Genomic DNA, 13,827 nt, shown 5'->3' with positions numbered 1-13,827 from the left:
CCGTGCTGCGTTACGCGCTCGTCCGAGGAGCCCTGCTGATCGCAGGGCTCCTCGTGTCGAGCGCGCTCATCTTCCTCACCCTGCGCGTCTTCCCCGGCGACGTGGCCCAGCTCATCGCCGGCACCCAGGCCTCCCCCGCCGAGGTCGAGGCGCTGCGGGAGTCGCTGGGGCTGAACCAGCCTCTGCTCGCGCAGTACGCCGACTGGATCGGCGGCATCCTCCGCGGCGACCTGGGCACGTCGCTGCTGTCCGGCGCCTCCGTCGGCGAGGAGCTGCTGGTGAAGGCACAGGTCACGGTTCCGCTCGGGATCATGTCGCTGGTGATCGCCGTGCTCATCGCCGTGCCGTTCGGGATCCTCGCCGCCCTGCGTCGCGGCCACCGCGACGGCACGGCGCTCAGCGTGGGCGCGCAGGCTCTCGCGGCCGTCCCCGTCGTCTGGGCGGGCATGATGCTGATCGTCGTGTTCTCCGTGTGGCTCGGCTGGCTGCCGCCCCAGGGCTTCCCCCGCACCGGGTGGTCGACACCGGGCAGAGCGATCGAGGCGCTGCTGCTGCCCGCCCTCACGATCGGCATCGTCGAGGGCGCCATGCTCATGCGCTTCGTGCGCAGCGCGACCCTGCAGGCGGCCGGACAGGACTTCGTCCGCACCGCGGCCGCCAAGGGTCTGACGAAGACCCGCGCCCTCATCCAGCACGGCATCCCGGCGGTCGGGCTCTCCATCATCACGGTGCTCGGCCTCCAGGTCGCCGGGATCATCGTCGGCTCGGTCGTGATCGAGCAGCTGTTCACGCTTCCGGGCATCGGCCGCATGCTCGTGACCGACGTCGGCACCCGCGACCTCGTCAAGGTGCAGAGCGAGCTGCTCGTGCTGACCGGCTTCGTGCTGGTGGTCGGTTTCCTCGTGGATCTGCTACACCGGGCGATCGACCCTCGACAGCGGGAGGCCGCATGAGCGCTCGGTGGTTCCCTCGGCTCTGGCGGACCTCGACCGGCCGCTTCGGACTGATCGTCATCGCCATCGTCGCCCTGGCGGCCGTCGTGTCCCTCTTCTGGACGCCGTTCGACCCGCGGGCCTCGAACATCGGCGACCGCTGGCTGCCGCCGGGCTGGCCGCACCTGCTCGGTACGGACGACACCGGACGCGACATCCTGAGCCTGCTCATGGCGGGGGCGCGGACCACCGTGTTCGTGAGCGTGGGCGCCGGACTCGTGGCCACTGTGGTGGGGATCGCCCTCGCCGCCCTCGGCGCCCTGACCACCCGGCTGGCGCGGGAGACGGTCGCCGTGTTCGTCGACATCCTCATCGCCTTCCCCGTGCTGCTGATCGCGATGATGATCTCGTCGGTGTGGGGCGGATCGCTCTGGGTCGTGATCTGGGCGGTGGGGATCGGGTTCGGCGTGAACATCGCGCGGGTCACGCGGCCGGAGCTGCGTCGCGTGCAGCAGAGCGACTTCGTGCTCGCCGCGCGCGCGTCCGGCCTCACCCCCGCGCAGAGCCTCGTCCGTCACCTCCTCCCGAACGTGGCTCCGGTGTTCATCGTGCAGCTCTCGTGGTCGATGGCCGTCGCCGTCCTCGCGGAGGCCGGCCTGTCGTACCTCGGCTTCGGGGCCTCGGTCGTGGAACCGAGCTGGGGGCTGCTGCTCGCGGATCTCCAGCGCTACATCGGCGTGCACCCTCTCACCGTGATCTGGCCCGGGCTCACGATCACCCTGACCGTGCTCGCCCTCAACCTGCTCGGCGACGGGCTCCGCGAAGCCACGGACCCCACCCTGCGGCACCGTGCCGCCGAGACGCACACACCGGCGGTGGTCGCATGAGTCTGACGGTCGAGGATCTCGTCATCGAGATCGACGGACGCCGGGTGGTCGACGGCGTCTCGCTCCAGGTCCCCGACGGCACCCGGCTCGGGGTGATCGGCGAGTCCGGCTCCGGCAAGTCCCTCACGGCGCTCGCCGTGCTCGGGCTGCTGCCGGAGGGCGCGACGGCGCACGGGAGCATCCGGTGGGACGGCACTGAGCTGATCGGGATGCCGGACCGTGAGCTCGCCCGGCTGCGCGGTGACGACATCGGCATCGTGTTCCAGGAGCCCCGGACGGCGCTCAACCCGATCCGGACGGTCGGCCGCCAGATCGCGGAGTCCATCCGCATCCACGAAGGCCTGGGCAGGCGCGAGGCCCGCGAGCGGGCGATCGCGGAAGCCGCCCGCGTGCGACTCCCCGATCCGGAGACCATCGTCGACCGGTATCCGCACCAGCTCTCCGGCGGCCAGCGGCAGCGCGTCGCGATCGCCATGGCCCTCGCCTGCCGTCCGCGGCTCCTGATCGCGGACGAGCCCACGACGGCCCTCGACGTGACGATCCAGGCCGAGATCCTGTCGCTGCTGCTCGGGCTCGTCGCTGACGAGGGCATGTCGCTCCTGTTCATCACGCACGACCTCGCGGTGCTGTCCCAGGTGGCGACCGAGGGCGTGGTGCTGGAGCACGGTCGCGTCGTCGAGAGCGCACCGGTGTCGGGGCTGCTGACCGCGCCGACCTCTCCCGTCACGCAGGGGCTGCTGCGGGACGCGACCGCGACGCTGTGGCGGCCCGAGGGAGGAGCGGCATGAGCCTCATCGAAGCGCGCGGGCTGCGACGGGACTTCGTCGTGCCGAAGCGGACGGCGTTCGAGCGGAAGCGGCGGCAGACGGCGCTCCAGCCGACCGACCTCGACGTGCCCGAGGGCGCCTCCCTGGGGATCATCGGCGAGTCCGGCTCGGGGAAGTCGACACTCGTGCGACTCCTGCTGGGCCTGGACCGACCGACCGCGGGCACCGTGTCGGTCGACGGCCGGATCGTCGACGCCGGGGCCTCCGCGCGATCCCTGCACTGGTTGCGTCGGCAGACGGGTCTCGTCTTCCAGGATCCCTACGCCTCCCTCGACCCCCGGATGACCGCGGGGCAGATCGTGCGGGAGCCGTTGTGGGCCCTCGGCATCGACGGCGACCATCGGGCACGGGTGCGCGAGGTCATCGCCCGGGTCGGCCTGGACCCCGAGATGGGCGACCGCTATCCGCACGAGTTCTCCGGCGGGCAGCGGCAGCGGATCGCTCTCGCCCGTGCGCTCGTCCATCGTCCGCGGATCCTCGTGGGCGACGAGCCGCTGTCGGCGCTGGACGTCACGGTGCGCGCACAGATCCTCGAGCTGCTCGCGGAACTCCGCGTCGCGGACGAGCTCACGCTGCTGCTCGTGTCGCACGACATCGGCGTGGTGCAGAACCTCTGCGACACGGTCGTCGTCATGAAGGACGGCCGCATCGTCGAGCGCGGTCCGACGCGCGACGTGCTCCTGCACCCGACCGCGGACTACACCCGCGCCCTCCTCTCCGCGATCCCCGTCATCCCCGACGCCTGATCGCCGACCCACCCCTTTGCGGCCGCCCCGGCCCTTTGCGTGCGCTCGCAACGGGGTGGGAGGCACGCAAAGGGGTGGGGCGAGGGGTCAGCGCGGGAAGAGCGAGAGGCGACGGCGAGGGCGGGACGGGCGCAGCACGCGGCGCAGGTAGACGGTGCCGAGGTCGCGGCCGAACTTGTGGCCGACGCGCCCCATACGACCGGCCTCCACGAAGCCCAGCTTCTCGTGCAGCCGGATCGAAGCCTCCGCACCCTGGTCGCTGATGACGGCGACCATCTCCCGGAGCCCCCGCTGCTCGCACGCCGCGATCAGCGCCTGCAGAAGGGCCGACCCGAGACCCTTGCCGGCCGCGCCGGGACCGAGGTAGATCGAGTCCTCGACCGTGTACCGGTACGCGTTCTTGCCCGCCCACGGCTGCGCGAGCGCATACCCGAGGATGGCGCCGGAGGGCGACGCCGCCACGAGAAACGGCAGCCCGAGCCGCTCCAGCAGGGTGAACTTGTCCCGCCAATACGGGATGCTGCTGCGGCGCTCGTCCAGGGTGACGGCCGAATTGCTGACGAAGTGGTTGTAGATCTCCCGCACGTGCGGCAGATCGGCCGCGCGTGCCGGTCTGATGACGTAGGAGAACGTGTCCGGCGCGGTCGCCGGTCGCAGATGACGCGGGAGAACGCGGCGGCGGTCCCCCGGCTCGAACTGCATGCGCTCAGCTTAGAGAGCCGGACGCCTCGCCCTCCACCCTCCAATCCACCGGAGCACTGCCGAGTCCCTCCAGGAGCGCGTTCGCGCGGGAGAAGGGCCGGGAGCCGAAGAAGCCACGGCTCGCGGAGAGAGGGGACGGATGCGCCGAGGCGATCACGGGGGTGTCGCCGAGAAGGGGCTGGAGGTTCGCCGCGTCACGCCCCCAGAGGATCGCGACGAGCGGCTGCTCCCGGGCCACGAGGGTGCGGATCGCGAGCTCCGTCACCTGCTCCCACCCCCAACCGCGGTGGGAGGCGGCCGCTCCGGGGCGCACCGTCAGGACGCGGTTGAGCAGCAGCACGCCCTGATCGCTCCACGCGGTGAGGTCTCCGTGCGGTGCGGGCGGGAGGCCGAGGTCGGCCTCCCGCTCCTTGTAGATGTTCGTCAGGCTCCGCGGCAGCGGCCGCACATCGCGGTCCACGGCGAACGACAGCCCGATCGGGTGCCCGGGGGTCGGATAGGGGTCCTGGCCCGTGATGAGCACACGCACGTCGGCGAGTGGACGCTGGAAGGCGCGCAGCACGTTCGGCCCCGCGGGGAGATATCCGTGACCGGCCGCCTGCTCGGCGCGCAGCCGCTCCCCGAGCGCCGTGATGGTGTCCTGCACCGGGGCCAGCGCCTCCGCCCATCCCGCGTCGATCAGTCCCTCGTCGGCGAGCTCCGCGAGGGTGCGTCCTCCGCTCACTCGACGGGCCGGACCCGCAGCGGGCCTCGCGCGAGCAGGTGCTGCGCCGACTGGGCGACGGGCCGCATCGTGACGAGGTCGAGGTTCACGTGGGCGGGAGCGTCCAGAGCATAGGCGATCACGTCCGCCACGTCCTCGGCGCGAAGGGGCGCCTCGACCCCGGAGTACACGGCCTCCGCGGCGACGGCGTCGCCCCCGAGCCGGTTCAGCGTGAACTCCTCCGTGTGCACCATCCCCGGAGCGACCTCGGCCACGCGGAGCGGCTCGCCGTTCAGCTCCTGACGCAGCGCGCGGACGAGCATCGCCTCGGCCGCCTTCGCCGCGTTGTAGCCTGCGCCGCCCGGGTAGGCGGTCTGCGCGGCCGTCGAGGTCACGAACAGGAGGTCGGCGTGTCCGTCCACGTCCGCGGTGCGACGGAGCAGCGGCAGCAGTCCGGCGACGAGGCGCTGGGTCGCGAGGACGTTCGCGTCGTACATCCACTGCCAGTCGGCGAGCGCGGCGTCCTCGACGCGGTCGGTCCCCCGCGCGCCACCGGCGACCTGGACGAGGGCGTGCACGGGTCCGGTGCGCTCGAGCTCCCCGAGGAGCGCCGCCACCGCCGCGTCGTCGGTCAGGTCACAGGCGATCGTCGACGCCCCGGTCTCGGCGGACAGGGCGGCGAGCCGGTCCGCGCGGCGGGCGACGCCGACGACGTCCCACCCCCGAGACCGCAGCACCCGCACCGTCGCCTGACCGATCCCGGAACTCGCACCTGTCACCACTGCACGTCTGTTGGCCATGTCCTCCACCGTACGATGTCCGCGCGGGTTCCGCCCGTTCGCAGCCCCCTCGCCGTGTTACGTCACATTTCCCGGTCGTTGTTGACACGGCGCGATATTCCGTACTCTCGCTGCAAGGGCACCAGCCCATCCGACCTTCCGACCGTTCCAGGGGGAACACATGTCCGCACCCGAGACCTGGCGTTTCGAGACCAAGCAGATCCACTCGGGCGCCGCCCCCGACCCGGTCACCAAGGCCAGGGCGACGCCGATCTACCAGACCACGTCCTACGTGTTCGACAGTGCCGACCACGCCGCGAACCTCTTCGCGCTCGCCGAGTTCGGCAACATCTACACCCGCATCCAGAACCCGACCCAGGACGTCCTGGAGCAGCGCCTCGCCGCGCTCGAAGGGGGCACCGGCGCCCTCGTCCTCTCCAGCGGTCAGGCCGCCTCCACCTTCGCGATCCTCAACATCGCGCAGGCCGGCGACCACTTCGTCGCGTCGAGCTCGATCTACGGCGGCACGTACAACCTCTTCAAGTACACCCTCGCCAAGCTCGGCATCGAGGTCACCTTCGTCGAGAACCAGGACGACCCGGAGGAGTGGCGTCGCGCCGTCCGCCCGAACACGAAGCTGTTCTTCGCGGAGACCATCGGCAACCCGCAGATCAACGTTCTCGACATCCGCACGGTCGCCGACATCGCGCATGAGAACGGCGTCCCGCTGATCGTCGACAACACGATCGCGACCCCGTACCTCATCCGTCCGTTCGAGCACGGCGCCGACATCGTCGTCCACTCGATCACGAAGTTCCTCGGCGGCCACGGCACCACGATCGGCGGCGTCGTGATCGACGGCGGTTCGTTCGCGTGGTCGGAGAACGTCGAGAAGTTCCCCGGACTCACCGAGCCGGACCCGTCGTACCACGGCGCCAGCTACACGGCCGCGGTCGGCGACCCGCTCGCCTACATCATCAAGGCCCGGGTGCAGCTGCTCCGCGACCTCGGCTCGGCCATCGCCCCGCAGAGCGCGTGGAACCTCATCCAGGGTGTCGAGACGCTGTCGCTGCGCATCGAGCGCCACGTGCAGAACGCCCAGGAGATCGCCGAGTGGCTGGACAGCCGCGACGACGTGGCCGCGGTCAACTACTCCGGCCTGCCGTCCTCGCCCTGGTACGCCAAGGCGAACGAGTACGCCCCGAAGGGTGTCGGCGCCGTGCTGTCGTTCGAGCTCAAGGGCGGTGTCGAGGCCGGACGCGAGTTCGTCAACAGCCTCTCCCTGTTCAGCCACCTCGCCAACATCGGCGACGTGCGCTCGCTCGTCATCCACCCGGCTTCCACGACGCACGCCCAGCTCACGCCCGAGCAGCAGCTCACCGCGGGTGTGACCCCCGGCCTCGTCCGCCTGTCCGTGGGACTCGAGAACATCGAGGACCTCAAGGCCGATCTCGACCAGGCGCTCGCCGCCGCCCGCGCCGTCTCCGAGGCCGCGCGCGCCTGAGCCCCCTCTCCGCGAAGGCCCCGGACCGCACGGTCCGGGGCCTTCGTCGTTCCCGGTGTCGTAACCTGCGGGCCGGGACCGACCGGCCAGGCGAGAATGGAGACATGGACTGGCAGACGACCTCCGAGGACACGGTGCCGTCGGCACCGGTGACGGAGGCCGACGTCCGGCTGCTCCGTGCCCGGCCACCGGCCACCGGCGCCTGGCGCGACGGCGACCCCGTCGGCGGCCGCCGGTTCGCCGCGTTCGGCGCCTTCGATACGGAGAGCGGAGCCCAGCTCCCCGGCATCCGCCTCGCGTACGAGAGCTGGGGGGAGCTCAACGCCGCACGCGACAACGCCGTGCTCGTCCTGCATGCCCTCACCGGGGACAGCCACGTGCGCGGAGACGCCGGTGCCGGCCACCCGACCGCCGGCTGGTGGGAGGACGTCGTCGGCCCCGGTGCGCCGCTCGACACCGACGAGTGGTTCGTGATCGCGCCGAACATGCTCGGCGGCTGCCAGGGATCGACCGGCCCCGCGAGCATCGCGCCGGACGGCTACGAGTGGGCGTCGCGCTTCCCGTACCTGACGATCCGCGACCAGGTGGCGGCGCAGGTGCGCCTGGCCGACGCACTGGGCATCGACACCTGGGCAGCGGTGATCGGCGGCTCGATGGGTGGCATGCATGCCCTGGAATGGGCGGTTTCGCAGCCCGACCGGGTGCAGCGCCTCGCCGTGCTCTCCTCGCCCCCGGTCACCACGGCCGACCAGATCGCGCTCAACACCGTGCAGCTCGAGACCATCCGCATGGACCCGCGGTTCCAGGGCGGCGAGTACTACGACCTCGCGGACGGCGACGGCCCGCACCGCGGCCTGGCCCTCGCCCGCCGCATGGCGCTGCTGAACTACCGCAGCCCGATCGAGCTCAACCAGCGGTTCCAGCGCTCCTGGCAGTCGGACGTGTCGCCGCTCGGTCACGGCGGACGCTTCGCCGTCGAGTCCTACCTCGACTTCCACGGGAACAAGTTCACGCGCCGCTTCGACGCCAACAGCTACATCACCCTCGTCGAGGCCATGAACTCGCACGACGTCGGCCGCGGCCGCGGCGGCGTGGAGGAGGCCCTGAAGGCGGTGGCCGCGACGACCCTCGTCCTCGGCATCGACAGCGACCGCCTCTTCCCCGTCGACGGTCAGCAGCGGATCGCCCGGAGCATCCGGAACGTGCTCGACGGCGAGGCGGTGGTGCTCACGAGCGACTTCGGCCACGACGGGTTCCTCATCGAGACCGAGGCCGTCGGCACGCACCTGCGGCGCCTGCTCGACGCCTGAACCGCGTCAGGCCGGGTCGAACCGCCACGGCAGGGTGTGGGCGTGGAGGGTCCCCTGCGCCCAGCCGAACGCCCCGCCCCCGTCGCGCACCTCCGTCTGGAACAGCTCGACCGCTCCGCCGGACGCCAGCGCGGCCTCGACGTCGGTGAAGGCGGAGAGCCGGTGCAGCGTGACCCAGGTGGGCGGGAAGAGGCGCCATTCCCCCGTCGCGTGCCGCTCGAAGGCCGTGTCCGGTGACACCCAGGCGAGCTCGACGACCTCGTCGGCCGCCGGTGACGGCTCGGCATCCGGGGCGAGGGCGAGGAAGAACCAGGTGCGGATCCGCACGGGTGCCTCCGCGGGCGGGTGCCACTCCGACAGAGGCACCAGGTCGTCGACGACGAGTCCGACCTCCTCCGCGGTCTCCCGGGCGGCGGCCCGGCGTGCGTCGTCGATCTCCGCCGCGCCCGCCCGCCGATCCTCCGGCTCGACCTTCCCCCCGGGGAACACCCAGGCGTCCGCGAAGGAGCCCCGCGACGGACGGCGCAGCAGCAGCACCTCGAAGCCACCGGGGCTCGGGCGCAGCAGCACGACGGTTCCGGCGAGCGGGAGGTCGTCGTCGGGAGCGGTCACCCCGTCACTCTACGACGCGAGGACCGGCGTCTGCGCGACCCGCCGTGCCTCCACGCGGTACGACACCAGAGCGATGAGGAGTCCGGCCACCGCGAGCACCGCCCCGGTCCACGCCGGTGCCGTGAAGCCCCAGCCGATCGCGATCACGATGCCCCCGAGGAAGGCACCGAGGCTGTTGCCGATGTTCAGAGCGGAGTGGTTCATGGCCGCCGCGATGGACTGGTTGTCGCCGGCCACGTCCATCAACCGCGTCTGGATCGTCGGGCTGAGCACGGAGGAGACGAAACCGACGAGGACGACGACGAGGCTCAGGCTCACGATCCAGAACGAGAGCACCGCGAGGAGAGCGAACACGACGGCCATCGCGGCGAGGCCCAGCAGCAGCGTCCGGCGGAGGTCGATGTCCGCGAGATGACCGCCGACGAGGTTCCCGCCCGTCATGCCGAGCCCCATCAGCACGAGCACGATCGGCACGACCCAGTCCGGCGATCCGGCCACCTCCGTAACGAGCGGGGCGATGTAGCTGTAGACGGCGAAGAACCCGCCGAAGCCGATCGCCCCGACGCCGAGCGTGAACCAGACCTGACCGATGCGGAACACCCCGAGCTCCGCCCGCATCGTGCGTCCGGGGTTCCCCGGGTGCGCGGGCACGAACAGCGCGATGAAGACGGTGGCGAGCGCGAAGACGAGCGCGACGACCGCGAAGGCCGCGCGCCAGCCCCACTCCTGGCCGAGGAAGGTGCCCAGCGGCACGCCGACGACATTGGCGACCGTGAGCCCGGTGAGGATGAACGCGACGCCCTTGGCACGGTTGCCCGGCCCCATCACATCGGCGGCGACCAGCGCGCCGATGCCGAAGTAGGCGCCGTGCGGGAGCCCGGCGAGGAAGCGCGAGACCCCGACGAGCTCGAACGTCGGCAGCACCACGGTGAGCGCGTTGAAGACGGTCAGCGCGAGGGCGAGCACGATCATCACCCGATGCCGCGGATAGCGGGCGACGAAGCCGGCGATGGTCGGGGCGCCGATGACCACGCCGAGTGCGTACAGCGAGATCAACCAGCCGGCCTGGCTCAGCGCCTCCTCCTGGCTCGACGCCCAGACGGACGGGAGGAGGTCGGCGGCGATGTTCGGCAGCAGCCCCATGACGACGAACTCGGTCATGCCGATGCCGAAACTGCCGATGGCGAGGGAGAGGAGCGCCCACTTCGCCGCACCCCTCGAAGGTGTCGAGGGATTCACCGGTTCAGCTTACCGGTCGTCGGACTCCTCGATCGCCGCCTCCAGACGCTCGACCTTGGCGTCGAGCTCTCCCGTGTACCCGGGGCGGATGTCCGCCTTGAGGACGAGGGACACCCGCGATCCGTACGGCAGGACCGCCTCGGTCGCCCGCTTGACCACGTCCATCACGGTGTCCCAGTCGGGCCCCTCGATCTCGGTGAACATGCTCGTCGTGCGGTGCGGAAGCCCCGACGCGCGGACGACGCGCACCGCGGCGGCCACGGCGTCGTGCACGGACGCATCGGGGCGCTCGGCGCCGTCGGCGGGCGTGCCGCTGGGGGCGACGGAGAAGGCGATCAGCATGGGTTCACTCCTGGGTTCGGGGACGACGGACGGCGGGGACCCGCGCGAGCGCGACGGCGCTCACGGCGGCGAGGACGACGAGCAGGGCGTTGCGCATCGTGAGCAGCAGGACCGGGGCGGCTTCGGCACGCAGCAGCCCGTCATAGCTCAGCGGATACACGAGACACGTGAGGAGGCACAGCGCGAGCACGAGGGCGGCGGCGGTGCGCGCCCGGCGGCGGTCGAGCACGAGCCACAGGATCACCGGTGCGAGCAACCAGGTCTGGAACTGCGGCGAGCCGACCTTGTTCAGGGCGATGAGCACCGTCACCAGGAGCAGGGCCAGCGGCGGGAAGAGTCGCGCGAACGACGCGCCGCGGGCGGCCTTGACCCCACCGACGACGGTGACGACGGCGGCGGCGAGCACCAGGAGCGGGGTGAGGATCGTCGCGAGGGCCTCCGCGCCCGGCGCGACGATCTGGAAGGTGAGGATGTCGTAGCTGTACTCGATGCGGGCGGCCCCTGTCACGGCCATCCAGAGGAACGGGGTCGCGGCGACCGCCTCGATCTGGAGTCCCCGGCCGGTCTGCGCGGTGAGGAAGCCGAGGATCTCGGTGTCAGCGCCGAGCAGCAGGAGCACCACCACCACACCGGCCGTGACGCCCGCGGCGGCCAGGAGCATCCGCAGCCGCGCCCTCGCGGCCACGACCGCCGCGAGGAGCAGCGCACCGGGCCAGATCTTGATCCAGGCGCCGATGGTCAGCAGCGCCGCGGCGATGGTCGGGCGGGTCACCAGCCAGAGGCCGGCCACGACGGCGATCGGCACGGTGACGGCATCGATGCGGTACAGCGCGATGGGTCCGAGGAGCAGCAGCGCCGCGCACCAGAACCATGCGGCGGTGCGCCGCGCCCGCACGTGTCCGCGCCCGACGAGCACGGCGAAGGCGACGGCGTCGAGCACCGTGACCAGCAGCGCCCACCCGATGAGGTAGGCGCCCGAGACGCCGAGCAGCGGGAGGAACGGGGCGGCGAGCACGGCCGCGAGCATCATCGGCAGGAGCGCGAGCTGCGGATACACCCAGGACTCCGTGACGCCCACGATCTCCCCGCCGCTCCACGCCGCCGTCGCCCAGGGCTCGTAGACCAGCACGACGTCCCCCATGGGCTGGCTCGGGTAGACCCAGCCCAGCCCTGCGGTCAGGAGGTGGACGAGGAGGAAGGCGATCCACAGCGCGACCAGGCTCCCCCGGACCGTGGTCCTCACGACAGGAGGTCCGCGACCGCGCGGGGCAGCGCCTCCGCGACGTCGAGCGCCACGATCGGATGACCGCTCTCGCCCGCGGTCGCCGCAGCGGCGAGGCGGGCGGCGTGCCCGTGCAGCCAGACGGCCGCCGCGGCGGACTCGACGAGCGGGCTGTCCGGATTCGCGGCGATCACGGCGGCGACGATCCCCGCCAGCACGTCCCCCGTCCCGGCCGTCGCGAGCCAGCCGGTCCCCGCTTCGACGGCGATGAGCGTGCCGTCAGGTGCGGCGAGGACGGTGCGTGCGCCCTTGCGCAGCACCACGCCGTCGATCGCGGCGGACACGTCGCGGACGTCTACGAGGTCGTCGGACGCCTCGATGCGGACATGCTCGCGCAGCCGCGCGAACTCCCGGCCGTGCGGCGTGGCGACGAACGGGGCGCGGGCGCTCGGCGCCAGATCGAGCGCTCCGGCGTCGATGACCACGGGGACGTCGCCGCCGACGATATCCCGCAGCGCCTGCGCCTCCGCCACGCTCCGGTCGTCCGGATCGGTCCCGGAGCCGATCACCCAGGCGCCGATCCGCGTGCGTCCGGCATCCGGCCCGCCGACGGTCTCCGGGCGTCGGGCGAGCACCGCCGCCACCGCCGACGGCGCGCCGACGTAGCGGACGAATCCGGCACCGGTGCGCCAGGCGGCCTCGACGCCCAGCACCGCGGCGCCGGGGTAGGCGGCGGATCCGGTGCGGATGCCCACGACGCCCCGCGAGTACTTGTCATCCTCGGCGGTCGGCGCGCGGAAGAACCGCGCCGCGTCGCTGCGGGACCACTCGCGCACGTCGCTCATGACTCCACGTTAGCCCGACGGCCCTGTCCCGTCCTCGTCGGCGGTACCGTCGAACGGTGAGTCTTCTCTTCTCCCCGCTGACCATCCGGTCCACCACGTTCCGCAACCGCCTCTGGGTCTCCCCCATGTGCATGTACAGCGCCGTCGACGGCGTGGCGCAGGAGTGGCACCACACCCACCTCGCGCAGTTCGCCTCGGGCGGCGCCGGGCTCATCGTGGCCGAGGCCACGGCCGTCGTGCCGGAGGGGCGCATCTCCCCTCGCGACCTCGGGCTGTGGGACGACGCGCAGCGCGACGCCCTCGCCCCGATCGTCCGCGCGATCCACGACCGCGGGGCCGCCGCGGGCATCCAGCTCGCGCACGCCGGGCGGAAGGCCTCGACCTGGTGGCCCTGGGCCGACGAGCGCGGCTCGGTCCCCACCGCCGCGGGCGGATGGACGACAACCGCCCCGTCCGCGGTCGCCTACGAGGGGTTCGCCGCGCCGGTCGCGCTGGACGCGGACGGCATCGACCGCGTGGTCGACGGGTTCGCCGCGGCGACCCGTCGGGCGCTCGAGGCGGGCTTCGACGTCATCGAGATCCACGGAGCCCACGGCTACCTCCTGCACCAGTTCCTGTCGCCGCTGTCGAACCTCCGCGAGGACGAGTACGGCGGCTCGCTGGAGAACCGGGCCCGGCTGCTGCTGCGCGTCGTGGACGCGGTGCGCGAGGCGGCCGGCGACGACGTGCCGCTGTTCGTCCGCATCTCGGCGACGGATCACGCAGAGGGCGGGTTCACGCCCGAGGAGGCCGCGACGGTCGGCGGCTGGGCTACCGCGCGCGGCGCCGACCTCATCGACGTCTCCAGCGGCGGCCTCGTCGCGCACCAGCGCATCAGCGTCTCCCCCGGCTACCAGGTCCCGCTGGCCGAGACGGTCCGCCAGGGCGGGCGGATCCCGGTGTCGGCCGTGGGCCTCATCACCGCCGCCGCCCAGGCCGAGCAGGTGCTCGCCGACGGGGCGGCCGACGCGATCTTCGCCGGACGGGAGTGGCTGCGCGACCCGCACTTCGCGCTCCGGGCCGCGCACGAGCTGGGCGATACGGTCGCCTGGCCGCCGCAGTACGAACGCGCGCACTGGCGCTGACACCCACGACGAAGGCCGCCGGTCCCCGAGGGAGCCGGCGGCCTTCGCGTCTC

15 protein-coding genes are annotated in these 13,827 nt (G+C 72.3%); 7 read left to right on the top strand and 8 right to left on the bottom strand.

The genetic code is table 11. The features are described 5' to 3' along the window. The first annotated feature begins 2 nt into the window (after positions 1–2). From BLU02_RS16205 to BLU02_RS16190, 4 genes are read left to right on the top strand one after another with little or no spacing between them, the layout of a single operon-like run. Complete coding sequence (locus BLU02_RS16205) at positions 3–953, top strand: ABC transporter permease (RefSeq protein WP_060922985.1); 951 nt, start codon at positions 3–5, stop codon at positions 951–953. Then, complete coding sequence (locus BLU02_RS16200; RefSeq protein WP_060922986.1) at positions 950–1,819, top strand: ABC transporter permease; 870 nt, start codon at positions 950–952, stop codon at positions 1,817–1,819. The genes BLU02_RS16205 and BLU02_RS16200 overlap by 4 nt, the downstream gene beginning before the upstream one ends. Continuing rightward, positions 1,816–2,607 (top strand): ATP-binding cassette domain-containing protein, encoded by a 792-nt coding sequence (locus BLU02_RS16195; RefSeq protein ID WP_060922987.1) that lies wholly within the window; start codon positions 1,816–1,818, stop codon positions 2,605–2,607. The genes BLU02_RS16200 and BLU02_RS16195 overlap by 4 nt, the downstream gene beginning before the upstream one ends. Continuing rightward, the gene (locus BLU02_RS16190) at positions 2,604–3,392 is read left to right on the top strand and encodes an ABC transporter ATP-binding protein (protein WP_082750133.1); all 789 of its coding nucleotides are present in this window, start codon (positions 2,604–2,606) and stop codon (positions 3,390–3,392) included. The genes BLU02_RS16195 and BLU02_RS16190 overlap by 4 nt, the downstream gene beginning before the upstream one ends. Before the next feature lie 87 nt (positions 3,393–3,479). Here the strand turns inward: BLU02_RS16190 and BLU02_RS16185 are convergent, their stop codons facing one another. Genes BLU02_RS16185 through BLU02_RS16175 form a run of 3 tightly spaced genes read right to left on the bottom strand, consistent with a single transcriptional unit; the run spans position 3,480 to position 5,597 of the window. Further along, the gene (locus BLU02_RS16185; RefSeq protein WP_060922988.1) at positions 3,480–4,094 is read right to left on the bottom strand and encodes a GNAT family N-acetyltransferase; all 615 of its coding nucleotides are present in this window, start codon (positions 4,092–4,094) and stop codon (positions 3,480–3,482) included. Positions 4,095–4,098: 4 nt separating this feature from the next. Beyond that, positions 4,099–4,818: a uracil-DNA glycosylase gene (locus BLU02_RS16180; RefSeq protein WP_025103079.1), complete on the bottom strand. Its 720-nt coding sequence runs from the start codon at positions 4,816–4,818 to the stop codon at positions 4,099–4,101. Further along, positions 4,815–5,597 (bottom strand): SDR family oxidoreductase, encoded by a 783-nt coding sequence (locus BLU02_RS16175; RefSeq protein ID WP_174521450.1) that lies wholly within the window; start codon positions 5,595–5,597, stop codon positions 4,815–4,817. The genes BLU02_RS16180 and BLU02_RS16175 overlap by 4 nt, the downstream gene beginning before the upstream one ends. A 160-nt stretch (positions 5,598–5,757) precedes the next feature. Between BLU02_RS16175 and BLU02_RS16170 the strand changes: the two genes are divergently transcribed. Further along, positions 5,758–7,080, top strand: coding sequence for a bifunctional o-acetylhomoserine/o-acetylserine sulfhydrylase (locus tag BLU02_RS16170; RefSeq protein WP_025103077.1), 1,323 nt, complete (start codon positions 5,758–5,760; stop codon positions 7,078–7,080). Between the two features lie 104 nt (positions 7,081–7,184). Further along, positions 7,185–8,390: a homoserine O-acetyltransferase MetX gene (metX, locus tag BLU02_RS16165; protein ID WP_083371057.1), complete on the top strand. Its 1,206-nt coding sequence runs from the start codon at positions 7,185–7,187 to the stop codon at positions 8,388–8,390. Between the two features lie 6 nt (positions 8,391–8,396). On the opposite strand, the gene BLU02_RS16160 is transcribed toward metX, so the two are convergent. From BLU02_RS16160 to BLU02_RS16140, 5 genes are read right to left on the bottom strand one after another with little or no spacing between them, the layout of a single operon-like run. After that, positions 8,397–9,002, bottom strand: a complete 606-nt coding sequence (locus BLU02_RS16160) for an NUDIX domain-containing protein (protein ID WP_060923548.1) — start codon at positions 9,000–9,002, stop codon at positions 8,397–8,399. Between the two features lie 9 nt (positions 9,003–9,011). After that, positions 9,012–10,241, bottom strand: a complete 1,230-nt coding sequence (locus tag BLU02_RS16155) for an MFS transporter (RefSeq protein ID WP_025103074.1) — start codon at positions 10,239–10,241, stop codon at positions 9,012–9,014. Positions 10,242–10,250: 9 nt separating this feature from the next. After that, positions 10,251–10,583 (bottom strand): thiamine-binding protein, encoded by a 333-nt coding sequence (locus BLU02_RS16150; protein ID WP_060923549.1) that lies wholly within the window; start codon positions 10,581–10,583, stop codon positions 10,251–10,253. Between the two features lie 4 nt (positions 10,584–10,587). Continuing rightward, on the bottom strand, positions 10,588–11,826 hold the full coding sequence (locus BLU02_RS16145) for a DUF2029 domain-containing protein (RefSeq protein WP_060923550.1): 1,239 nt from the start codon (positions 11,824–11,826) through the stop codon (positions 10,588–10,590). After that, positions 11,823–12,650 (bottom strand): NAD(P)H-hydrate dehydratase, encoded by an 828-nt coding sequence (locus tag BLU02_RS16140; RefSeq protein ID WP_083371056.1) that lies wholly within the window; start codon positions 12,648–12,650, stop codon positions 11,823–11,825. Before BLU02_RS16140 ends, BLU02_RS16145 begins: the two co-directional genes overlap by 4 nt. Positions 12,651–12,706: 56 nt before the next feature. Here BLU02_RS16140 and BLU02_RS16135 point away from each other — a divergent pair, with 56 nt between their 5' ends. Further along, complete coding sequence (locus tag BLU02_RS16135; protein WP_083371055.1) at positions 12,707–13,774, top strand: NADH:flavin oxidoreductase/NADH oxidase; 1,068 nt, start codon at positions 12,707–12,709, stop codon at positions 13,772–13,774. The last annotated feature ends 53 nt before the right edge of the window (positions 13,775–13,827 follow it).

The organism is Microbacterium paraoxydans (assembly GCF_900105335.1).
GTDB lineage: Bacteria > Actinomycetota > Actinomycetes > Actinomycetales > Microbacteriaceae > Microbacterium > Microbacterium paraoxydans.
The sequence above is the reverse complement of the archived record's forward strand: the minus strand, read 5'-3'. Positions and strand labels throughout refer to the sequence as shown.